28 protein-coding genes and 1 tRNA gene are annotated in these 21307 nt (G+C 66.0%); 25 read left to right on the forward strand and 4 right to left on the reverse strand.

The window, feature by feature from the left end; all coding sequences use genetic code 11:
• The first annotated feature begins 37 nt into the window (after positions 1-37).
• The 23 genes from BXA03_RS11705 to BXA03_RS11815 all read left to right on the forward strand — a co-directional run bounded on the left by BXA03_RS11705 (position 38) and on the right by BXA03_RS11815 (position 13615).
• Positions 38-1003, forward strand: coding sequence for a LysR substrate-binding domain-containing protein (locus BXA03_RS11705; protein WP_076507584.1), 966 nt, complete (start codon positions 38-40; stop codon positions 1001-1003).
• A 163-nt stretch (positions 1004-1166) separates the two neighbouring features.
• Positions 1167-1763, forward strand: a complete 597-nt coding sequence (locus BXA03_RS11710; RefSeq protein WP_083716041.1) for a Dps family protein — start codon at positions 1167-1169, stop codon at positions 1761-1763.
• Positions 1760-2653: a 4-hydroxybenzoate octaprenyltransferase gene (ubiA, locus tag BXA03_RS11715; RefSeq protein WP_076507587.1), complete on the forward strand. Its 894-nt coding sequence runs from the start codon at positions 1760-1762 to the stop codon at positions 2651-2653. The genes BXA03_RS11710 and ubiA overlap by 4 nt, the downstream gene beginning before the upstream one ends.
• Positions 2654-2903: 250 nt before the next feature.
• Complete coding sequence (gene rplN, locus BXA03_RS11720) at positions 2904-3272, forward strand: 50S ribosomal protein L14 (protein WP_017760917.1); 369 nt, start codon at positions 2904-2906, stop codon at positions 3270-3272.
• A gap of 13 nt (positions 3273-3285) precedes the next feature.
• Entirely contained in the window at positions 3286-3603 is a 318-nt protein-coding gene (gene rplX / locus BXA03_RS11725; RefSeq protein WP_076507590.1) for a 50S ribosomal protein L24, read from the forward strand.
• 8 nt (positions 3604-3611) lie between these two features.
• Positions 3612-4151 carry a 50S ribosomal protein L5 gene (gene rplE / locus BXA03_RS11730; protein WP_076507592.1) on the forward strand — a complete coding sequence of 180 codons (540 nt, stop codon included), beginning with the start codon at positions 3612-3614 and terminating at the stop codon, positions 4149-4151.
• A 10-nt stretch (positions 4152-4161) separates the two neighbouring features.
• Positions 4162-4467 carry a 30S ribosomal protein S14 gene (gene rpsN / locus BXA03_RS11735; protein ID WP_043117682.1) on the forward strand — a complete coding sequence of 102 codons (306 nt, stop codon included), beginning with the start codon at positions 4162-4164 and terminating at the stop codon, positions 4465-4467.
• Between the two features lie 20 nt (positions 4468-4487).
• Positions 4488-4883 carry a 30S ribosomal protein S8 gene (rpsH, locus tag BXA03_RS11740; protein ID WP_017760913.1) on the forward strand — a complete coding sequence of 132 codons (396 nt, stop codon included), beginning with the start codon at positions 4488-4490 and terminating at the stop codon, positions 4881-4883.
• Positions 4884-4900: 17 nt separating this feature from the next.
• The gene (gene rplF / locus BXA03_RS11745) at positions 4901-5434 is read left to right on the forward strand and encodes a 50S ribosomal protein L6 (protein WP_058641844.1); all 534 of its coding nucleotides are present in this window, start codon (positions 4901-4903) and stop codon (positions 5432-5434) included.
• An 11-nt stretch (positions 5435-5445) separates the two neighbouring features.
• Positions 5446-5811 carry a 50S ribosomal protein L18 gene (gene rplR, locus BXA03_RS11750; RefSeq protein ID WP_043117689.1) on the forward strand — a complete coding sequence of 122 codons (366 nt, stop codon included), beginning with the start codon at positions 5446-5448 and terminating at the stop codon, positions 5809-5811.
• Positions 5812-5837: 26 nt separating this feature from the next.
• The gene (gene rpsE, locus BXA03_RS11755) at positions 5838-6356 is read left to right on the forward strand and encodes a 30S ribosomal protein S5 (protein ID WP_076507594.1); all 519 of its coding nucleotides are present in this window, start codon (positions 5838-5840) and stop codon (positions 6354-6356) included.
• A gap of 14 nt (positions 6357-6370) precedes the next feature.
• On the forward strand, positions 6371-6556 hold the full coding sequence (rpmD, locus tag BXA03_RS11760) for a 50S ribosomal protein L30 (protein WP_017760909.1): 186 nt from the start codon (positions 6371-6373) through the stop codon (positions 6554-6556).
• Between the two features lies 1 nt (position 6557).
• Positions 6558-6989: a 50S ribosomal protein L15 gene (gene rplO, locus BXA03_RS11765; protein WP_017760908.1), complete on the forward strand. Its 432-nt coding sequence runs from the start codon at positions 6558-6560 to the stop codon at positions 6987-6989.
• 26 nt (positions 6990-7015) lie between these two features.
• Positions 7016-8335, forward strand: a complete 1320-nt coding sequence (gene secY, locus BXA03_RS11770; RefSeq protein WP_017760907.1) for a preprotein translocase subunit SecY — start codon at positions 7016-7018, stop codon at positions 8333-8335.
• Between the two features lie 97 nt (positions 8336-8432).
• Entirely contained in the window at positions 8433-8546 is a 114-nt protein-coding gene (gene rpmJ, locus BXA03_RS11775; protein ID WP_017760906.1) for a 50S ribosomal protein L36, read from the forward strand.
• Positions 8547-8569: 23 nt separating this feature from the next.
• Entirely contained in the window at positions 8570-8935 is a 366-nt protein-coding gene (gene rpsM / locus BXA03_RS11780) for a 30S ribosomal protein S13 (protein ID WP_017760905.1), read from the forward strand.
• A 12-nt stretch (positions 8936-8947) separates the two neighbouring features.
• Positions 8948-9352, forward strand: coding sequence for a 30S ribosomal protein S11 (rpsK, locus tag BXA03_RS11785; protein WP_017760904.1), 405 nt, complete (start codon positions 8948-8950; stop codon positions 9350-9352).
• Between the two features lie 143 nt (positions 9353-9495).
• On the forward strand, positions 9496-10119 hold the full coding sequence (gene rpsD, locus BXA03_RS11790; protein WP_017758444.1) for a 30S ribosomal protein S4: 624 nt from the start codon (positions 9496-9498) through the stop codon (positions 10117-10119).
• A 140-nt stretch (positions 10120-10259) separates the two neighbouring features.
• The gene (gene rpoA / locus BXA03_RS11795; protein ID WP_017758445.1) at positions 10260-11252 is read left to right on the forward strand and encodes a DNA-directed RNA polymerase subunit alpha; all 993 of its coding nucleotides are present in this window, start codon (positions 10260-10262) and stop codon (positions 11250-11252) included.
• Positions 11253-11331: 79 nt separating this feature from the next.
• A complete protein-coding gene (gene rplQ, locus BXA03_RS11800) occupies positions 11332-11730 on the forward strand; it encodes a 50S ribosomal protein L17 (protein WP_076507597.1) in 399 nt (132 codons plus the stop codon).
• Between the two features lie 19 nt (positions 11731-11749).
• A tRNA-Met gene (locus tag BXA03_RS11805) sits at positions 11750-11826 on the forward strand.
• Between the two features lie 109 nt (positions 11827-11935).
• Positions 11936-13204, forward strand: a complete 1269-nt coding sequence (locus BXA03_RS11810) for a class I SAM-dependent methyltransferase (protein WP_076507600.1) — start codon at positions 11936-11938, stop codon at positions 13202-13204.
• Between the two features lie 81 nt (positions 13205-13285).
• On the forward strand, positions 13286-13615 hold the full coding sequence (locus tag BXA03_RS11815; RefSeq protein ID WP_076507603.1) for a DUF1840 domain-containing protein: 330 nt from the start codon (positions 13286-13288) through the stop codon (positions 13613-13615).
• 62 nt (positions 13616-13677) lie between these two features.
• Here BXA03_RS11815 and BXA03_RS11820 read toward each other — a convergent pair whose 3' ends face one another.
• Positions 13678-14688 (reverse strand): Bug family tripartite tricarboxylate transporter substrate binding protein, encoded by a 1011-nt coding sequence (locus BXA03_RS11820; protein ID WP_076507606.1) that lies wholly within the window; start codon positions 14686-14688, stop codon positions 13678-13680.
• A 164-nt stretch (positions 14689-14852) separates the two neighbouring features.
• On the opposite strand from BXA03_RS11820, the gene BXA03_RS11825 reads away from it, so the two are divergent.
• Positions 14853-15398, forward strand: coding sequence for a hypothetical protein (locus BXA03_RS11825; protein WP_234983659.1), 546 nt, complete (start codon positions 14853-14855; stop codon positions 15396-15398).
• Positions 15399-15417: 19 nt separating this feature from the next.
• Here the strand turns inward: BXA03_RS11825 and BXA03_RS11830 are convergent, their stop codons facing one another.
• From BXA03_RS11830 to BXA03_RS11840, 3 genes are all read right to left on the reverse strand, one after another.
• Positions 15418-16410 (reverse strand): alpha-ketoacid dehydrogenase subunit beta, encoded by a 993-nt coding sequence (locus BXA03_RS11830; protein ID WP_369822414.1) that lies wholly within the window; start codon positions 16408-16410, stop codon positions 15418-15420.
• Positions 16401-17417, reverse strand: a complete 1017-nt coding sequence (locus BXA03_RS11835; RefSeq protein WP_076507611.1) for a thiamine pyrophosphate-dependent dehydrogenase E1 component subunit alpha — start codon at positions 17415-17417, stop codon at positions 16401-16403. The genes BXA03_RS11830 and BXA03_RS11835 overlap by 10 nt, the downstream gene beginning before the upstream one ends.
• Before the next feature lie 188 nt (positions 17418-17605).
• Complete coding sequence (locus tag BXA03_RS11840) at positions 17606-18808, reverse strand: helix-turn-helix domain-containing protein (RefSeq protein ID WP_083716032.1); 1203 nt, start codon at positions 18806-18808, stop codon at positions 17606-17608.
• Positions 18809-18952: 144 nt separating this feature from the next.
• Between BXA03_RS11840 and BXA03_RS11845 the strand changes: the two genes are divergently transcribed.
• Complete coding sequence (locus tag BXA03_RS11845; RefSeq protein WP_076507614.1) at positions 18953-21034, forward strand: PQQ-dependent dehydrogenase, methanol/ethanol family; 2082 nt, start codon at positions 18953-18955, stop codon at positions 21032-21034.
• Positions 21035-21307 lie beyond the last annotated feature (273 nt).

Below are 21307 nucleotides of genomic sequence, written 5' to 3' on the forward strand. Positions count from 1 at the left end.
GCCCGCCCGGGACCGGCGCGCATAATTGACGCAAGCTATGACCCTGACCGAACTCAAATACATCGTCGCGGTGGCGCGCGAGCGGCATTTCGGCAAGGCGGCCGAGGCCTGCTACGTCTCCCAGCCCACCCTGTCGGTGGCGATCAAGAAGCTGGAAGACGAGCTCGAGGTGAAGCTCTTCGAGCGCAGCGCCGGCGAGGTGACGGTCACGCCGCTGGGCGAGCAGATCGTGCAGCAGGCCCAGTCGGTGCTCGACCAGGCCGCCACCATCAAGGAAATCGCCAAGCGCGGCAAGGACCCGCTGGCCGGTCCGCTGAACCTGGGCGTCATCTACACCATCGGCCCCTACCTGCTGCCGGACCTGGTGCGCCAGAACATCGCGCGCACGCCGCAGATGCCCCTGATGCTGCAGGAGAACTTCACCGCCAAGTTGCTGGAGATGCTGCGCGCGGGCGAGATCGACTGCGCCATCATGGCCGAGCCCTTTCCCGATTCGGGCCTGGCCATGGCCCAGCTCTACGACGAGCCCTTCCTGGCCGCCGTGCCGGCCCAGCACCCGTTGGCCAGCCGCGAATGGGTCAGCTCGGACGAGCTCAAGAACGAAACCATGCTGCTGCTGGGCACCGGCCACTGCTTCCGCGACCACGTGCTGGAGGTCTGCCCGGAATTCGCCCGCTTTTCCAGCAATGCCGAGGGCATCCGCAAGAGCTTCGAAGGCTCCTCGCTGGAGACCATCAAGCACATGGTGGCCGCAGGCATGGGCGTCACATTGGTGCCGCGCTTGTCGGTGCCGCCCGAGGCGCTCAAGCCGCGCGGCAAGGCTCGCAAGGATCTGGAGCCGATCGTGCGCTACGTGCCGGTGCGTGACGGCGAGGGCGGCTCCCCGCCGTCGCGACGCGTCGTGCTCGCCTGGCGGCGCAGCTTCACCCGCTATGAGGCGATCGCGGCGCTGCGCAACGCGATCTATGCTTGCGAACTTCCCGGCGTCAAGCGGCTGTCGTGACGCGGTGCCCGCCTGCATCGGAATCCCCGATCCCTTCGATAGAGTGCAGGATGTTGCCCTGCCCGGGGCTGACGCCTAAGGTAGAGGCCTCTGAAACGCGTCTTTGCTGGACGCGCCTCATCTGACCGATTTATCTCGCTGCAAAGGAACCCGCATGTCCAAGATGCCCAAATCGCCGAAGAAGGAAAAGAGTCCCCTGGTGGCCGCGTCGCCCGCCGCGTCTGCCGGCACCGTGCCCGACAGAGGCGACGACCGCGTGGCGCCCGAATCTGGCAGCCGCAATGCGCCCATGATCAACATCGGCATCGACCGCCAGGACCGCGCGGCCATCGCCGAAGGCCTCTCGCGCGTGCTGGCCGATACGTACACGCTGTACCTCACGACCCACAACTTCCATTGGAACGTGACTGGGCCGCACTTCAACTCGCTCCACGCCATGTTCATGGCGCAGTACACGGAGCTGTGGAACGCCACCGACGTGATCGCCGAGCGCATCCGCGCCCTGGGCCACTACGCGCCCGGCTCGTACGCCGAGTTCAGCAAGATTTCCACCGTTCCCGACGTGCCCCAGCAGCCGCCGCGCGCCATGGAGATGGTGCGCATCCTGGTCAAGGGTCACGAGACCGTATCGCGCATTGCACGCGAGTTCATCCCGGTGGCCGAAGAAGCCGGTGACGATCCGACCGCCGACATGCTGACCGCGCGCTGCACCGTGCACGACCAGACTGCCTGGATGCTGCGATCGCTCCTGGAAGAGTGAGCACCGAAGCCCTGGAGCCGCCCGCCCGCCGCGGGCGGCTTTCGCTTTATCTGGACCTGATCCGCTGGGACCGGCCTGCCGGCTGGCTGCTGCTGCTGTGGCCCACGCTGGGCGCGCTGTGGTTTGCAGCGGATGGGTTCCCGGGCTGGCACCTGCTAGCCGTCTTCGTGCTCGGCACCATCCTCATGCGCAGCGCCGGCTGCTGCATCAATGATGTGGCCGACCGCGACTTCGACCGTCACGTCAAGCGCACGTCCAGGCGGCCCGTCACCAGCGGCGCCGTGTCGGTCAAGGAGGCGCTGGCCCTCGGCGCGGCCCTGGCGCTGGTCGCCTTCGGCCTCGTGCTGACGACCAATGCGCCAACCATTGCGTGGTCGTTTGCTGCGCTTGCCATCACCTTGGCCTATCCCTTCGCCAAGCGTTTCGTGTCGTTGCCGCAGGCCGTGCTCGGCGTGGCCTTCAGCGTCGGCATCCCCATGGCCTTCAGTGCGGTACGCGAGGGCGCCGTTCCAGCGATGGCCGCATGGCTGCTGCTGGGCAACCTGGGCTGGGTGCTGGCCTATGACACCGAATACGCGATGGTCGATCGTGACGACGACCTGCGCATCGGCATCAAGACCTCCGCGATCACCTTCGGCCGCTTCGACGTGGCGGCCGTGATGGTTTCCTACGGCGTGTTCCTGGTCATCTGGGGTGCGATGGGCTGGCAGGCGGCGTTGGGCTGGCCTTTTGCGATCGGCGTTATCGCCGCCATCGCGCAGGCGATCTGGCATTGGCGGCTGATCCGCGGACGCACCCGTGACGGCTGCTTCACGGCTTTCCGCCACAACCATTGGCTGGGCTTTGCCGTCTTTGCTGGGATCGTCGCCGGCTACCTGGTCCGTTCGTGAGCCGCGCGGGCCGTCCACAACAACGCCCCAATCCAGGCGCTTGACAGTAGGCCAACGCCAGCGCACAATCTCAGGCTTCGCCCTAAAAAGCGAACTCTTTCCGCCCAGACGGACGCGTGCAACGAGCAAAAGCGCCTTACGGCTTTTTTGTGTGCGCCGACGACGGGCCCAAGACTGACCGAACAGGTTTCTCGCGCCGGTGCACTGCCGGTCGTCTGGCCTCAACGGTACAAGTTGGGAACTATTAGCAATGATCCAGACTGAATCCCGGCTCGAAGTGGCCGACAACACGGGCGCGAAGTCCGTCCTGTGCATCAAGGTGCTCGGCGGCTCCAAGCGTCGCTACGCCAGCGTCGGCGACGTCATCAAGGTGAGCGTCAAGGAAGCTGCGCCGCGCGGTCGCGTCAAGAAGGGCGAGATCTACAACGCCGTCGTGGTGCGTACCGCCAAAGGTATCCGCCGCGGCGACGGCTCGCTCGTCAAGTTCGACGGCAATGCCGCCGTCCTGCTCAACGCCAAGCTGGAGCCGATCGGCACCCGCATCTTCGGACCCGTGACGCGCGAACTGCGTACCGAGAAGTTCATGAAGATCGTCTCGCTGGCCCCCGAAGTTCTGTAAGAAGGACAACGCCATGAACAAGATTCGCAAGGGCGACAAGATCATCGTGATCGCCGGCCGCGACAAGGGCAAGCAAGGTACCGTCAGCCTGCGCGCCGACGAGACGCACGTGATCGTCGAGGGTGTCAACCTCGTCAAGAAGCACGCCAAGCCGAACCCCATGAAGGGCACGACCGGCGGCATCGTCGAGAAGGCCATGCCCATCCATCAATCCAACGTGGCCATCTTCAATGCCGCGACCGGCAAGGCCGACCGCGTGGGCATCAAGCTGGTGGACGGCAAGCGCGTGCGCGTCTTCAAGTCCAGCGGCGAAGAAATCAAGGCTGCCTGAGGTACACCATGGCCCGTCTGCAACAACACTACCGCGAAAAGATCGCGAAAGAACTGACCGAGAAGTTCGGCTACAAGTCGCCGATGCAGGTCCCCCGCCTGACCAAGATCACGCTGAACATGGGCGTGAGCGAGGCCGTGGCTGACAAGAAGGTCATGGACCACGCTGTGGGCGACCTGACCAAGATCGCTGGCCAGAAGCCCGTCGTGACGAAGGCCAAGAAGGCCATCGCCGGTTTCAAGATCCGCGAAGGCCAGGCCATCGGCTGCATGGTCACCCTGCGTGGCGTGAAGATGTATGAGTTCCTGGACCGTTTCGTCACCGTGGCCCTGCCCCGCGTGCGTGACTTCCGTGGTATCTCCGGCCGGGCCTTCGACGGCCGCGGCAACTACAACATCGGCGTCAAGGAACAGATCATCTTCCCCGAGATCGAGTACGACAAGGTGGATGCGCTGCGTGGTCTGAACATCAGCATCACGACGACCGCCAAGACCGACGAAGAAGCCAAGGCGCTGCTGCAGGGCTTCCGCTTCCCCTTCAAGAACTAAAGGTGACCCTGTGGCAAAAGTTGCTTTGATCCAGCGCGAACTCAAGCGCGACAAGCTGGCCGCCAAGTACGCCAAGAAGTACGACGAACTGAAGGCGACCGCCAACGACGCGAAGAAGAGCGACGAAGAGCGTGCCGCCGCCCGCCTGGCGCTGCAGAAGCTGCCGCGCAATGCGAACCCCACCCGCCAGCGCAACCGCTGCGAAATCACTGGCCGCCCCCGTGGCACCTTCCGCCAGTTCGGTCTGGCCCGTGCCAAGGTCCGCGAACTCGCCTTCGATGGCGAGATCCCCGGCGTCACCAAGGCCAGCTGGTAAGCCAGGCAGGAGCAAGAAACATGAGCATGAGTGATCCCATCGCCGACCTGCTGACGCGCATCCGCAATGCGCAGATGGTCGCGAAGCCCACCGTGTCGGTCCCGTCTTCCAAGGTGAAGATCGCGATCGCCCAGGTGCTGAAGGACGAGGGCTACATCGACGGCTTCCAGGTCAAGACGGAAGACGGCAAGACGAACCTCGAGATTTCGCTGAAGTACTACGCCGGTCGTCCGGTGATCGAGCGCATCGAGCGTGTGAGCCGCCCTGGCCTGCGCGTCTACAAGGGTGCCGGCGCGATCCCCAAGGTCCAGAACGGTCTGGGCGTGGCCATCGTCACCACCCCGCAAGGCGTGATGACCGACCGCAAGGCCCGTGCAAACGGCGTCGGCGGCGAAGTGCTGTGCTACGTGGCCTAAGACGGAGGAACTGAACAATGTCCCGAGTCGGAAAAATGCCGATCACCGTTCCCGCAGGCGTGGACGTGCAGATCAAGGGCGATCAGATCAGCGTCAAGGGCGCTGGTGGCCAACTGTCCATCCCCGCCAACGCGCTGGTGAAGGCGTCTGCCAATGACGGCAAGCTGACCTTCGCGCCCGTCGACGAGTCGCGCGAAGCGAACGCGATGAGCGGCACCGTGCGGCAGCTGGTCAACAACATGGTGCTGGGTGTGAGCAAGGGCTTCGAGAAGAAGCTGACGCTCGTGGGCGTGGGCTACAAGGCCGCTGCCCAGGGCACCAAGCTCAACCTGGCCGTGGGCTACTCGCACCCGGTCAACATCGAGATGCCTGCCGGCATCACCGTCGCCACCCCCACCCCCACGGAAATCGTGATCAAGGGTGCCGATCGCCAACGCGTCGGCCAGGTGGCTGCCGAGATCCGCGCGGTCCGCTCTCCCGAGCCCTACAAGGGCAAGGGCATCCGCTATGCGGACGAGAAGATCGTGATCAAGGAAACGAAGAAGAAGTAAGAGGCCGCATGATGTTGACCAAAAAGGAACAGCGCCTGCGCCGCGCCCGCCAGACCCGCATCCGCATTGCCACGCAAGGCGTCGCGCGTCTGATGGTGAACCGCACCAACCTGCACATCTACGCCACCGTCATCTCTGGCGACGGGGCCAAGGTGCTGGCCACGGCCTCCACGGCCGAAGCCGAAGTGCGCGCTTCGCTCGGTGGTGCTGGCAAGGGTGGCAATGCCGCCGCTGCCACCATCATTGGCAAGCGCATCGCCGAGAAGGCCAAGGCCGCCGGCGTCGAGAAGGTGGCCTTCGACCGTGCAGGCTTTGCCTACCACGGCCGTGTCAAGGCTCTCGCCGAAGCCGCCCGCGAGGCCGGCCTGCAGTTCTAAGCGCCCGCGCAGAACAGGAATTCAAGATGGCAAAGATTCAGGCAAGAACGCAGAACGAAGGTCCCGAGGACGGTCTGCGCGAGAAGATGATCGCGATCAACCGCGTCACCAAGGTGGTGAAGGGTGGTCGTATCCTGGGTTTCGCGGCGCTCACCGTCGTCGGTGACGGCGACGGCCGCGTCGGCATGGGCAAGGGCAAGTCGAAGGAAGTGCCCGCCGCCGTGCAGAAGGCGATGGAAGAAGCCCGCCGCAACCTCATGAAGGTGTCGATCAAGAACGGCACCCTGCACCATGAAGTGACCGGCCACCACGGCGCCTCCACCGTGATGATGTCCCCGGCCCCCAAGGGTACCGGCATCATCGCCGGCGGTCCGATGCGTGCCGTGTTCGAAGTCATGGGCATTACCGACGTCGTGGCCAAGAGCCATGGCTCGTCGAACCCCTACAACATGGTTCGCGCCACGCTCGACGCGCTGAAGAACTCGACCACCGCCTCGCAAGTCGCTGCCAAGCGCGGCCTGACGGTTGAAGAGATCTTCGCCTGAGCAGGAGAGACGCAATGACGACGCAACAACAGACCGTGAAGGTCCAGCTGGTTCGCAGCCCCATCGGCACGAAGCAGTCGCACCGCGCCACCGTGCGTGGCCTGGGCCTGCGCAAGCTCAACAGCGTGAGCGAGCTGCAGGACACGCCCGCCGTGCGCGGCATGATCAACAAGATCGCCTACCTGGTGAAGGTGCTCTGACATGGAACTCAACAGCATCAAGCCCGCAGCGGGCGCGAAGCACGCCAAGCGCCGTGTCGGCCGTGGCATCGGCTCTGGCCTGGGCAAGACCGCAGGTCGTGGCCACAAGGGTCAAAAGTCGCGTGCCGGTGGCTTCCACAAGGTTGGTTTCGAAGGCGGCCAGATGCCGCTGCAGCGTCGCCTGCCGAAGCGCGGCTTCAAGTCGGCTTCGCTGAAGTTCAACGCCGAGGTCACCCTCGCAGCGCTGGAGCAGCTGGGCCTGGCCGAAGTCGATGTCCTGGCACTGAAGCAAGCCGGCCTCGTGGGCCAGCTCGCCAAGGTGGTGAAGGTCATCAAGGCCGGTGAACTGACGAAGGCCGTCAAGCTGACCGGCGTCGGCGCGACCGCAGGTGCCAAGGCAGCCATCGAGGCTGCCGGCGGCTCCGTCGCCTGATCCTGACGCGAAAGCAAGGCAGCACAGTGGCAACCAACGCGGCAACGCTCGCGAAGACCGGCAAGTTCGGCGACCTGCGTCGCCGGCTGGTCTTTCTGCTGCTCGCCCTCGTGGTGTACCGCATCGGCGCGCACATTCCCGTTCCCGGCATCAACCCGGATCAGCTGGCTCAGCTGTTCCAGGGCCAGCAGGGCGGGATCCTGAGCCTGTTCAACATGTTCTCGGGCGGTGCGCTGTCGCGCTTCACGGTCTTCGCGCTGGGGATCATGCCGTACATCTCGGCGTCGATCATCATGCAGCTGATGACCTATGTCCTTCCGTCCTTCGAGCAATTGAAGAAGGAAGGCGAGGCCGGCCGCCGCAAGATCACGCAGTACACCCGCTATGGCGCGCTGGGTCTGGCCCTGTTCCAGTCCTTCAGCATCGCCGTCGCGCTCGAGGCCTCTCCCGGCCTGGTGGTGGCGCCTGGTTTCGGCTTCCGGTTCACCGCGATGGTGAGCCTGACGGCTGGCTCCATGTTCCTCATGTGGCTGGGTGAGCAGATCACCGAGCGCGGCCTTGGCAACGGCATCTCGATCATCATCTTCGCCGGTATTGCCGCGGGCCTGCCCAACGCGATCGGTGGGTTGCTCGAGCTGGTGCGTACCGGCGCCATGAGCGTGATCGTGGCCCTGTTCATCGTGGCCTTGGTCGTGCTGGTCACCTACTTCGTGGTGTTCGTCGAACGCGGACAGCGCAAGATCCTGGTGAACTACGCGCGCCGTCAGGTGGGCAACAAGGTCTATGGTGGACAGGCTTCGCACCTGCCGCTGAAGCTGAACATGGCTGGCGTGATCCCTCCGATCTTCGCCTCGTCCATCATCCTGCTGCCCGCGACGGTGGTGGGCTGGTTCAGCACTGGCGACAGCATGCGCTGGCTCAAGGACATCGCTTCGGCGCTGGCCCCGGGGCAGCCGATCTACACGCTGCTGTACGCAGCAGCGATCGTGTTCTTCTGCTTCTTCTATACGGCACTCGTGTTCAACAGCCGCGAGACGGCCGACAACCTGAAGAAGAGCGGTGCGTTCATCCCCGGGATCCGTCCTGGTGACCAGACCGCCCGCTACATCGACAAGATCCTGCTGCGTCTGACGCTGGCCGGCGCGGTGTACATCACCTTCGTCTGCCTGCTGCCGGAATTCCTGATCCTGAAGTACAACGTGCCGTTCTATTTCGGCGGCACCTCGTTGCTGATCCTGGTGGTCGTGACGATGGACTTCATGGCCCAGGTGCAGAACTACCTGATGTCGCAGCAGTATGAATCGCTGCTCAAGAAGGCCAACTTCAAGACGACGTTGGGTGGTTGAACGCAAGGTCGAGTGAACGCCCGCCGCGACGAGCCGGGCACGCATATCGTGTTTCGGGCGTCCTAGGGTCGCCACACTAAGAGTTAGGAGAAATGAAATGAGAGTTTCGGCATCGGTCAAGCCCATCTGCCGCAATTGCAAGGTCATCCGCCGCAAGGGTGTGGTGCGCGTGATCTGCACCGACCCGCGCCATAAGCAGCGCCAGGGTTGATTCGAGAGTTCTAGAGGACGCACATGGCACGTATTGCTGGCATCAACATCCCGCCGCACAAGCACGCCGAGATCGGCCTGACGGCAATCTTCGGCATCGGCCGTACCCGCGCTCGCAAGATCTGCGAAGCCTGCGGCATCGACTACGCCAAGAAGATCAAGGACCTGACGGACGCTGATCTCGAGAAGATCCGCGACCAGATCGCCCAATTCACGATTGAGGGTGACCTGCGTCGTGAAACCACGATGAACATCAAGCGCCTGATGGACATCGGCTGCTACCGCGGCTTCCGCCATCGTCGCGGCCTGCCGATGCGTGGTCAGCGCACGCGCACCAACGCCCGTACCCGCAAGGGTCCGCGCAAGGCTGCCCAGGCCCTGAAGAAGTAAAGAGAGAACAGCATGGCTAAAGCTCCTGCCAACAACGCCGCACAGCGTGTGCGCAAGAAGGTCCGCAAGAACGTTGCGGACGGCATTGCGCACGTGCATGCGTCGTTCAACAACACGATCATCACCATCACCGACCGCCAGGGCAACGCACTGTCCTGGGCTTCCTCGGGTGGCCAGGGCTTCAAGGGTTCGCGCAAGTCGACGCCCTTCGCTGCCCAGGTGGCTTCCGAAGTGGCCGGCCGCGCCGCTGTCGAACAAGGCATCAAGAACCTGGACGTCGAGATCAAGGGCCCCGGCCCGGGTCGCGAGTCCTCGGTGCGCGCACTGGCTGCGCTGGGCATCCGCATCACGTCGATCTCCGATGTGACCCCGGTGCCCCACAACGGCTGCCGTCCCCAGAAGCGTCGTCGCATCTGAGGTGAGGCCGCCTGCGCAGTCCGCCTCCGGGCGGTCTGCGCGTTTTTGCGCTCTCGCTTTTCACAAGCCCACCGCCATCGACCGAAACGACTGATGGCTCCCGCGGCAGCCATGCCCGCGGCAGAAACCACAAGGAAAATACCGTGGCACGTTACCTCGGCCCCAAGGCCAAACTTTCCCGCCGTGAAGGCACCGACCTGTTCCTGAAGAGCGCCCGCCGCTCCATCGCGGACAAGGCGAAGTTCGACTCCAAGCCTGGCCAGCACGGCCGTACCTCGGGTCAGCGCACCTCCGACTTCGGTCTGCAACTGCGCGAGAAGCAGAAGGTCAAGCGCATGTACGGCGTGCTCGAGAAGCAGTTCCGCCGCTACTTCGCCGAAGCCGACCGCCGCAAGGGCAACACCGGCGCCAACCTGCTGTCGCTGCTCGAGTGCCGTCTGGACAACGTCGTCTACCGCATGGGCTTCGGTTCGACCCGTGCCGAAGCGCGCCAGCTGGTCTCGCACAAGGCAATCACGGTCAACGGCCAGTCGGTCAACATCCCGTCCTACCTGGTCAAGGCTGGTGACGTCGTCGCTGTTCGCGAAAAGTCCAAGAAGCAGGCGCGCATCATCGAGGCGCTGCAACTGGCCCAACAAGTCGGCATTCCCGGCTGGGTTGAGGTGAGCATCGACAAGGCCGAAGGTACCTTCAAGAAGGCCCCGGACCGCGACGAATTCGGCGCCGACATCAACGAATCGCTGATCGTCGAACTCTACTCGCGTTAAAGCGAGACCCAGAGGTGACCGGTGGTGCTGCCGCGCGGCACCACCCTTGAATGATTTTGTACCCCCTCGAAGGCATTCGAGGCGGGCACTTCACCAGCCTTACCGGTGTAACGAGCCGGGGGTATTGAGAGGAAGTCCGCATGCAAACCACCCTGCTGAAACCCAAGACCATCCAGGTCGAGCAACTGGCCGCCAACAAGGCGAAGGTCACGCTCGAGCCTTTCGAGCGTGGCTATGGCCACACGCTCGGCAACGCGCTGCGTCGCGTTCTGCTGTCGTCGATGGTGGGGTATGCAGCCACGGAAGTGACGATCGCCGGCGTGCTGCACGAGTACTCGTCGATCGACGGCGTCCAGGAAGACGTCGTGAACATCCTGCTCAACCTCAAGGGCGTGGTGTTCAAGCTGCACAACCGCGACGAAGTCACGCTGAGCCTGCGCAAGGAAGGCGAAGGCCCGGTCACGGCCGCCGACATCCAGACGCCGCACGACGTCGAGATCATCAACCCCGAGCATGTCATCGCCCACCTGTCGCAAGGCGGCAAGCTGGACATGCAGATCAAGGTCGAGAAGGGGCGCGGCTATGTCCCCGGCACGATGCGCCGTTACGCGGACGAGCCGACCAAGTCGATCGGCCGCATCGTCCTCGACGCTTCGTTCTCGCCTGTCAAGCGCGTGAGCTACACCGTCGAGAGCGCCCGCGTCGAGCAGCGTACCGACCTGGACAAGCTCCTCGTCGAGATCGAGACCAACGGTGCGATCACCGCCGAAGACGCCGTGCGTGCCTCGGCCAAGATCCTGGTCGAGCAGCTGGCCGTGTTCGCGCAGCTGGAAGGCGGCGAGCTGACTGGCATGTTCGAGCAGCCTGCCCAGCGCAGCGCCCAGCAGTTCGACCCGATCCTGCTGCGCCCCGTCGATGAGCTGGAACTGACCGTGCGTTCGGCGAACTGCCTGAAGGCCGAGAACATCTACTACATCGGCGATCTGATCCAGCGCACCGAGAACGAGCTGCTCAAGACCCCGAACCTGGGTCGCAAGTCGCTCAACGAAATCAAGGAAGTCCTCGCTTCGCGCGGTCTGACCCTTGGCATGAAGCTCGAAAGCTGGCCACCGGCCGGCCTAGACAAGCGCTGAGAAGTCCTCGGGCTTCTCGCTCCACGGGGCAGTACCTGATCCGGCTGCCCCGATCAACTAAAGTCAAAAGGAAATCACCATGCGTCACGGCCTCGGTCTTCGCAAACTCAACCGCACCAGCTCGCACCGCCTCGCGATGCTGCGCAACATGTCCAACTCGCTGATCGAGCACGAGGCCATCAAGACGACCGTGCCCAAGGCCAAGGAATTGCGCCGCGTCGTCGAGCCGCTCATCACGCTGGCGAAGAACCCCACCGTTGCCAACAAGCGCCTGGCGTTCGACCGCCTGCGCAACCGCGACAACGTGGTCAAGCTCTTCAACGAACTGGGCCCTCGCTACCAGGCTCGCCCGGGCGGCTACACGCGCATTCTGAAGATGGGCTTCCGTGTTGGCGACAACGCGCCCATGGCGCTGGTCGAACTCGTCGATCGTCCGGAAATTTCTGGCGAACAAGACGTGCAAACTTCGCAAGACTGACATATAATCAATGCTTCGACGCGCGATGGAGCAGTCTGGTAGCTCGTTGGGCTCATAACCCAAAGGTCGGAGGTTCAAATCCTCCTCGCGCAACCAAATTCAAGGGCCCTCTTTTGAGGGCCCTTTTTTTATTGCTGTTTGGTTCGCGCGATGCCGCACGGATGGCGTCTGCACAATCTGGCAACTTTCTGCACAATGGCTCGCCATGCAGAGCCTGGTTCAGAAGATCGAGTCGCAACTCGTTTCGCTCCCGATTCCTGTATCACTTCGGTTGCCGGACGGCCATCGCATCGACACGCCTGGCGCGAAGGTGCGACTCGGGTTCTCGAACTGGAGTGGCTTGGCCAAGCTGGCGGCGCGGCAGATTGGCAGCGTTGGCGAGGACTATGTCGAAGGGCGCGTCGAGATCGAAGGCTCGATGCGTGACCTCATGGCGGCCGCTGTGGCCCTCATGCCCAGCAATCCCGTGGAAAGCGACACCGGCTGGTGGACCCGGCTGCTGCGCACCGCCAAGTCGCGCGGGTCGCATACGCTGCGGCGCGATGCCGAGCAGATCCAGTTCCACTACGACGTCTCCGACGACTTCTACGCGCTCTGGCTCGATCCGCGCCGCGTCTATTCGTGTGCCTACTTCCGCGACGAGGCGATGTCGCTGGCGCAGGCCCAGGAAGCCAAGCTCGATCACATCTGTCGCAAGCTGCGCCTCAAGCCGGGCGATCGGTACCTGGACATCGGCTCCGGCTGGGGCGGCCTGCTGTTGTGGGCCGCCGAACATTACGGGGTGGATGCCACAGGCATCACGCTTTCCAAGAATCAACACGCGCATGTGGAGCGCCTGATTGCGGAACGGGGGCTGCAGGATCGGGTGCGCGTTCGCCTCATGGATTACCGCGAACTGAGCGCGGAGCAGCCCTTCGACAAGATCTCGTCGGTCGGCATGTTCGAGCATGTGGGTGGCGCCAACATGGCGGTGTACTTCCAGGACGTCCACCAGCTGCTTGCGCCCGGTGGGCTGACGCTGCAGCACGGCATCACCTCGGGCCAGCTCGACTACCGGCAACTGGGCGCTGGCATGGGCGACTTCATCGAGAAGTACATCTTTCCTGGCGGGGAACTGCTGCACGTCACGACCGTGCTGCGCGAGACGGCGCAAGCGGGCCTGGAGATGGTGGACACCGAGAACTTACGCCCGCACTACGCCCGCACGCTCTGGGCTTGGTCGGATGCCCTGGAGGCACAGCTCGACAAGGCCCGCGAAGTCCTCGAGACAACCGCCGGACCGGAGCGTGGCGTACGCATCCTGCGCGCCTACCGGCTTTACCTGGCGGGCTGCGCGATGAGCTTCGAGCAAGGCTGGATCGCGCTGCACCAGATGCTCTCGGCCCGACCCGACGGCAAGATTTCGTCCCACGCCATGCGCGGGGCCCAGTCGCTATACCCTTTCTCGCGCGATTACATGTACTCGCCGCGATGAGACGCTTGCCACCGGGCGCGCGGGAACCGCGGCCCCAGGCGCAGGTCACAACAACAAACAAGTGCGAAAAGGAGTAGCCGCATGCTGTACCGCTTCAAATCCCAGGCTTCGGCCGACGTGGTGATGCTCGAGCCGAGCGCCCGCCATCTTCTGGAGATCATTGGCAAGCGCCCCGGTGCGCCGGGGGTGATCACGGTGGACCAGATGCCTGCCGCGATCTCTGCGCTGGAGGCCGCGGTCGCCAGTGAGGCAAAGATGGCCAACCATGGCAATCATGATGCCCATGCCGTGGAGGACCATGATGCGCGGGCCGAACAGGAGCACGTGTCGCTGCATCAGCGTGTCACGCCGCTGCTGCACATGCTCAAGGAGTCGCACGGCGAGGGCAAGGACATCGTCTGGGGCACCTGAGCGTCGCCCGACTGCCGCCGACAGTGAGCAGGCCGCATGCAGCGCATGCGGCCTTTTTCATTTCAGTCGACCTTGGCGCCCGAGGCCTTCACCACCTGGGCCCATTTCACATGCTCGCGCTCGATGTGCTGCGCGAAGGCCGCCGGCGTATTGCCGCCCGGAATGGCGCCCTGCGCGAGCATCTTCTCCTTGACGGCGGCCGTGGTCAGCGATTTGGCCACCTCCTGCTGGATGCGCTGGACGATGTCCGCTGGGGTGCCGGCGGGCGCGAGCAGCCCGAACCAGGAGCTGGCTTCGAAGCCTTTGAGAGTCGGTCCGCCCGCTTCCTCGACAGTCGGGACATCGGGCAGGGCGGCAGACCGTTGGCTGCTGGTCACGGCCAGGGCCTTCAGCTTGCCGGCCTTGATCTGCTGCATGGAGGAGGGGAGGTTGTCGAACATCACGTCCGCATTGCCCGCCACCATGTCCAGCAGGGCAGGCCCCGAGCCCTTGTACGGGATGTGGGTCATGAAGGTGCCGGTCATGCTCTTGAACAGCTCGCCCGCCAGATGGATCGAGGTGCCGCTGCCGCTGGAGGCCATGTTGAGCTGCCCAGGGTGCGAACGCGCGTAGCGGATGAAGTCCTGCACGTTCTGGATGCCGTACTGCCTGGCCTTGTCGGCGTTCATCTCCATGACGTTGGGCACCGAGGCCACCAGCGTGATGGGCACGAAGTCCTTGATGGGGTCGTAGGGCAACTTGGGATACAGCGCCCGGTTGATGCCGTGCGTGCCGACGGTGCCCATCAGCAGCGTGTAGCCGTCTGGTGCGGAGCGCGCCACGATCTCGGCGCCCACATTGCCGCCGGCGCCGGCACGGTTGTCCACGATGAATTGCTGACCGAAGGCCTTGGAGAGCTCTGGGGCCACGGCCCGTGCCAGGATGTCCGTGGTGCCACCGGGCGCGAAGGGCACGACGATACGCACGGTCTTCGTCGGCCAAGTCTCCTGCGCCTGGGCGATGGCGCCGGTGCTGAGCAGCAGGGCGGTCAGTGAGGCCGCGAGAACTGTGCGGCGGCGCTGAAAGGGATGCATGGGGGAATGTCTCCTGAGAGGGAAGAGGCCTGGTGGTGCCTGTGTCAATGGTGGTCTGGTGCGGCCTCGTGATCGGTCGCCAGCCAGGCGGGCGGCAAGGGTTCCGTTTTACCCGGGCGGCGAAGGGCTTCAAGGCGTGAAAACCCCTCTCGCTGGCTGATTGAATGGGTCGTTCGAACGGCGAAGTCGGCACAATGCCGCCCTTGCGCCGCCGTCCTCATTTGGACGCCGTTCCCGCCGCCCCTGCGACCTCGTCGCCCATCCCGCTCTCGATGATTCCCGCGTTTCGCCTCCGTGCTCTTGCCGCCTTGGTTCCGATCACCGTCTTCTGCGCGATGACCGCGGGCTGCATGGACGGCTACCCGACCGAAGACGTCATGGCACTCGATGCGATGGGGCCGGCAGAGCACGTTCGGGCCCTCAACCGCCGGCTGGGCGAAGGCGGGGGCGCACCGTCGCGGGTGGCCGTCGGCGCTGACTGCCGGCTGCAATGGGAAGGTGCTGCGCAACCGGCATCGTTGGCGCTGCAGCAGATCTCGGTGCGTTTCGACACCGATCCCGATACGGGCCGCTATCTTGTGCTGGTGGCCGAGCAGGCCGGTCAACCCCCGCGTACCTCGTTCGAGGTCAGGGACTGGGTGGCGGCCGTTGCCTTCCGCTCCCATCTCCAGCAACTGCAGCGCCTGTGCATGGCAGAGGCCGACGCCTGAGCGCCCTGCGCTTGCGGGCTCAGCCCAGCAGCCGGAAGGCGGCCTCCTCGATCGCTTCCGCGCCTACCCGCGACTGGGCTTCCAGCACCGGCGCATAGCCCACCGGGATGCGGGGGGCGCCCAGCCGGGCGATGCGACACCCGGTCGCCTCTGCCGCCGTCGCGGCGATCTCGGCTCCGAAGCCAGCCGCCTGCACGGCCTCGTGCACCACCAGCAGCCGGCCGGTGCGGCCGCAACTGTCCAGCACCGTCTCGCGGTCCCAGGGCCAGAGCGTGCGCAGGTCGATCAGGTCGACCGCGATGCCCTGTGCAGCGAGGCGCGCGCATGCGGCTTCGCACACCTGGACCTGCCGGCTCCAACTCACCATCGTGAGGGCGTCGCCGTGGCGCCGGTGTGCGGCCCGCCCCAGCGGCACGTCCAGTCGTGCATCGACCGGGCCCCGCTGGCCCCACAGTGTCTTGTGCTCGATGTAGACCACCGGGTCGCCGCAGTCCAGGGCCGCGCGCAGCAGGGCATGGTTGTCCTGAGGCGTGGAAGGGCAGACCACGACCACGCCGGGCAAATGGGCGAACCAGGCCTCCAGCGACTGCGAATGCTGCGCGGCCGAGGCATCCCAGATGCCGCCGGGCATGCGCGCCACCAGCGGCACGCGGCCCTGGCCACCGAACATGAAGCGGTTCTTGGCGGCCTGGTTGACCAGTTCGTCCATGCCGCAGAGCGCGAAGTCGACCACGCGCATCTCGACCACCGGCTTGAGGCCCGCCAGGGCCATGCCGACACCCGCGCCCATGATGGCAGCCTCGCTGATGGGCGTGTCGATGACCCGCTGCGGCCCGAAGCGCTGCTGCAGGCCCTGGTACTGGCCGAAGATGCCGCCCCGGCCCACGTCTTCGCCGAGCACCACCACCCGTGCGTCGTCGGCCATGGCCTGGCCCAGAGCGTGCGAAGCGGCCTGGGCATAGCTCCAGTCCTGCATCTCGTGCGCCGTCGGATCGTCCGTCGTCATCGCCATTGGCCAGCTCCCGTGGTCTGCACATCGGTGAAGGCGGCCGAGGCTTCAGGCCAGGGGGCCGCATCGGCGGCGTCGAGGGCCGCCTGTACCTCGTCCAGCGCTTCGCGTTCGATCTGGACGAGCCGAACTTCTTCGACACCCTCCGCATGCAGGCGGGCGCGCGCGCGGGCGATGGGGTCGGTCTCCAGCGCGGCCGCCAGTTCGGCCGGGTCACGGTACGCGGCGACGTCCACCGACACGTGACCCTTCACGCGGTACGTGAGGGCATGCAGCAGCCGGGGGCCCTGTCCGGCGCGCACCTCGGCCACAAGCCGGCCGGCGGCCTCGTGCACGGCGAACACGTCGTTGCCGTCCACGGGGGTGGCCGGAATGCCCAGCGCCGCCGCGCGTGCCGAGGCACCGTCGCCGGCTGTCATCGGGCCACTGGCGGTGGTGGCGCTCCAGCGGTTGTCTTCGCAGACGAAGAGCACCGGCAGGCCGAACACCTGCGCCCAGTTGAGCGCTTCGAGGAAGGGCCCACGGTTGATGGCGCCGTCGCCGAAGAAGCACACGGTGATGTCGTCGCCGGCGGGACCGCCGGACTGCGTGCCGCGCAGCTTCTGCGCGTGCGCCGCGCCTACCGCGATCGGCAGGCCGGCGGCCACCACGCCGTTGGCGCCCAGCATGCCCACCGAAAAGTCGGCGATGTGCATCGAGCCGCCCTTGCCGCCGTTGAAGCCGGTGGCCTTGCCGAAGAGCTCGGCCATCATCCGCGCCAGGTCAGCGCCCTTGGCCAGCGTGTGGCCGTGGCCGCGGTGGGTGGAGGTGAGGTAGTCGCTGGTCCGCAGATGGGCGCAGACGCCGGCCGGCACGGCTTCCTGCCCGGTGGACAGGTGCAGCGGGCCGCGCACGCGGGCTGCGCCGCCTGCCTGCTGGCCATAGGCGCTCACGCCGCCCTGGCTGGCCGTCTCGGCCGCGTTCTCGAAGGCACGGATGCGCTGCATGGTTCGGTACAGCGCCAGGGCCATGGGGCCGCTGGTCGTGGATGTCACGGGGTTGTCTCCTCTTGCTTCTGGCTGATCCGGCTCGGGCGGCCGGTCGGGGATGCTAGCGTGCGGGCCGCGCAGGGCGGGGACGCTGCGGCGACAGGCCAGGCCTGGCGCCACCGAGGTCATAAGCGCGCGAGGGTTTTGCGATCCGCGATCCGCTCGCGCGTTCAGCGCGGCGCGGGCCGCTCGCGCAGCCGCCGGTACAGCGTGCCGCGCGAGACGCCGAGCTGACGTGCTGCACGCGCGATGTTGCCGCCGTTCTCCTGCAGCGTGCGCTCGATCAGGTCCTGCTGCAGGCCGCGCAGCGTGGCGGGTGCGGGTTCAGCTTCCGGCGGAGCCGGTCGTGGCGTCGGCGGCGATGCATGGGCCGGCGCGCCAAGTGCGACGCCGTGGCGCAAGTTGAGGCCATCGCTGCCCGGCAGCCGCACCTGCACCCACACGCCCAGGCCACTCGTCAGGCGCAGTGGCTTGGCCCCTTCGCCGCCCGCAAGCTGCAACAGCCCGCGCAGGTCGCGGCCGAAGAAACGCACCGCCGACCGCGCCAGCGGATCACGCGGCAAAGGCCCGAGCAGGCGCGAGGCCGCTGTATTCAACCAGGCCACGCGGCCGTCCTGCGTCACGCCTGCCATGGCTTCCAACGGCGTGCCCAGCAGCGCGGGGCTGGCCTGGAAGCGCAGCACCAGATGCTCCGTGGACTGCCGCGCCAGCAACCGGTTCTCGATGACCGTGGCATAGAGGCCCACCATCGAGCCCGCGTCGAAGCCGAAGCGGCGCGATTCCACCGACAGGTCCAGCACGCCAGCCAGGCGTCCATCCACGCCGCGGATGGGGGCCGCGGCGCAATGCACCTGATGGAGCGTGTCGAAGTAATGCTCGCCGCCTTCCACCGTGCTGGCCTGCCCGGTGCACAGCACGATGCCCGGCGCCGTGGTGCCCACCACCGATTCGGCCAGGTTCACGCCCAGCCGGGCCGTGCGGCCCAGCACGGGTTGCTGCGGCGCCATGGGATGGTGCGTGACATGCAGCAGCACGCCCTCGCGGTCGGTCAGGATCACCCGGCAGTCCGTGCCTGACAGCGCACCTTCCATCGCGGCGATCTCGGTACCTGCGGCATCGATCAGGGCACGGTTGCGCGACAGCGCGCCATGCAGGCGGCTGGGCGTGACTGCATCGAAGGCGATGGTGCGACCCGGGTTCTCGTGCCGACGGCGGCAGCGCATCCAGGACTGCAGCACGTCCTCCGCCACCAGTCCCGACGGCCGGTCGCCTTCGTCGAAGAAGCGCGTGCGCGCCTGCGCGGTCCGCTCTTCCGGTGTGGTGGAGAACAGCTGGCGCAGCGTGTGTGCACCGGTGGGTGTGGCAGTCGGCAAGCGGAACCTCCTTCGGCTGCGGCCGACTGTGTTCCGCAATGGAACAGGCCCGCACCCGGGAATTCCCGAGGGTGAAAGCGCCCCCCGCGCGGCGGCATCCTCGGACGCGTTGGCTTCAACCAAGAACCGAGAAGGAGACACACGATGAGGCTTCTTGCGCTCGCGGCGCTGGCCGCCTGGGCCTGCCTGGCCCAGGCCCAGGCCCCTGCACCCAAGGCGGCCCCGGCCGCCAAGGTCGACGGCAACTTCATCCGGGCCAATGCCCAGAAGACGCCCGAATGGCCCAGCGTCGGCCTGGACTACGCCGAGACCCGCTACAGCCGGCTCGACCAGCTCGACACCGGCAACGTCGGCCAGCTGGGGCTGGTGTGGTCGTACAACCTCGAATCCACGCGCGGCGTCGAGGCCACGCCGCTGGTGGTCGATGGCGTGATGTACGTGACCGCCTCCTGGAGCGTGGTCCATGCCATCGACGTGCGCACCGGCCAGCGGCTGTGGAGCTTCGACCCGCATGTTGACCGCGCCAAGGGCTACCGCGGCTGCTGCGACGTGGTCAACCGCGGCGTGGCGCTGTGGAAGGGCAAGGTCTACGTCGGCGCCTTCGACGGCCGGCTGATCGCCCTCGACGCGGCCACGGGCAACAAGCTGTGGGAGAAGGACACGCTTATCGACCATGCCCGCAGCTACACCATCACCGGCGCGCCGCGGGTGTTCAAGGGCAAGGTCATCATCGGCAACGGCGGCGCCGAGTACGGCGTGCGCGGCTACATCACCGCCTACGACGCCGAGACCGGCGACCAGAAGTGGCGCTGGTTCACCGTGCCGGGCGACCCGTCCAAGCCCTTCGAGGACGAGGCCCAGGCCCGGGCGGCCAAGACCTGGGACCCGGCCGGCAAGTGGTGGGAAAGCGGCGGCGGCGGCACGGTGTGGGACACCATGGCCTTCGATCCCGAACTCAACACCATGTACATCGGCACCGGCAACGGCTCGCCGTGGGCGCGCAGCAAGCGCAGCCCGGGCGGCGGCGACAACCTGTACCTGGCGTCCATCGTGGCGCTGGACCCTGACACCGGCAAGTACAAGTGGCACTACCAGGAGACGCCCGGCGACAACTGGGACTACACCTCCACCCAGCCGATGATCCTGGCCGACATCAAGCTGGACGGCAAGCCGCGCAAGGTGATCCTGCATGCGCCCAAGAACGGCTTCTTCTTCGTCATCGACCGCACCAACGGGAAGTTCATCTCGGCCAAGAACTTCGTCGAGGTGAACTGGGCCACCGGCTACGACAAGAACGGCCGGCCGATCGAGGTCGCTGCTGCCCGCGATAGCAGCAAGCCCAACGACTCGATCCCCGGCCCCTTCGGTGCGCACAACTGGCACCCGATGTCCTTCAACCCCAAGACGGGGCTGGTTTACCTGCCGGCGCAGCATGTGCCGATCACGCTGATGGACGACAAGGACTGGAAGTTCAACGAGAACGCGCCGCTGCGCCCGCACTCGGACCTGGGCTGGAACACCGCCAAGTTCGCCAATGCCGAGCCGCCCAAGAGCAAGCCCATGGGCCGGCTGGTGGCCTGGGACCCGGTCAAGCAGAAGGAGGCCTGGGGCGTGGAGCATGTCTCGCCCTGGAACGGCGGCACGCTGACCACGGCCGGCAACCTGGTCTTCCAGGGCACGGCCGACGGGCGCCTGGTGGCCTACGACGCCCGCGATGGCAAGAAGCTGTGGGAGACGCCGACCGGCACCGGCGTGGTGGCGGCCCCGTCCACCTACATGGTCGACGGCAAGCAGTACGTGTCGGTGGCCGTGGGCTGGGGCGGCGTGTACGGTCTGGCGCAGCGCGCCAGCGAGCGGCAGGGGCCCGGCACCGTCTACACCTTCGCGGTGGGCGGCACGGCCAAGATGCCCGAGTTCGTGCAGTACCGCATGGACAAGCTGCTGCAGGGCGTGAAGTACGACCCCGCCAAGGTGCAGGCCGGCACGGGGCTGTACGTGAGCAACTGCGTCTTCTGCCACGGCGTGCCGGGCGTGGACCGGGGCGGCAACATCCCCAACCTGGGCTACCTGGGGGCGCCCTACATCGAGAACCTGGACAAGTTCGTCTTCAAGGGACCGGCCATGTCGCGCGGCATGCCGGACTTCACGGGCAAGCTGAGCATGGAGGATGTTGAGGCGATCAAGGCCTTCATCCAGGGCACGGCTGACGCCATCCGGCCGAAGTAACGAGCCTCCCCCAGGCTGCCCACCCCCCTCCGGAGGAGGGGGCACATCCTGCGGCCCGGCGGAGCCGGTTCCGCGGATGTTCGCGCTTGGCCTGCTCCGCGGCCTTTTGCGTCATGGTCAGCGAGATGCTGGCGGCGCCCGTATGAAAAAGGCCCGCCATTGCTGGCGGGCCTTGTCATTGGTGCGGGCGGTTGGCGATCAGTCGGCGTAGACGCCGGCTTCCTTGATGACGGGGCCGAAGCGGGCGACTTCCGCCTGCACGAACTTCTTGTG

The organism is Pseudacidovorax sp. RU35E (assembly GCF_900156165.1).
In the GTDB taxonomy this organism is placed as follows: Bacteria; Pseudomonadota; Gammaproteobacteria; order Burkholderiales; family Burkholderiaceae_C; genus Xenophilus.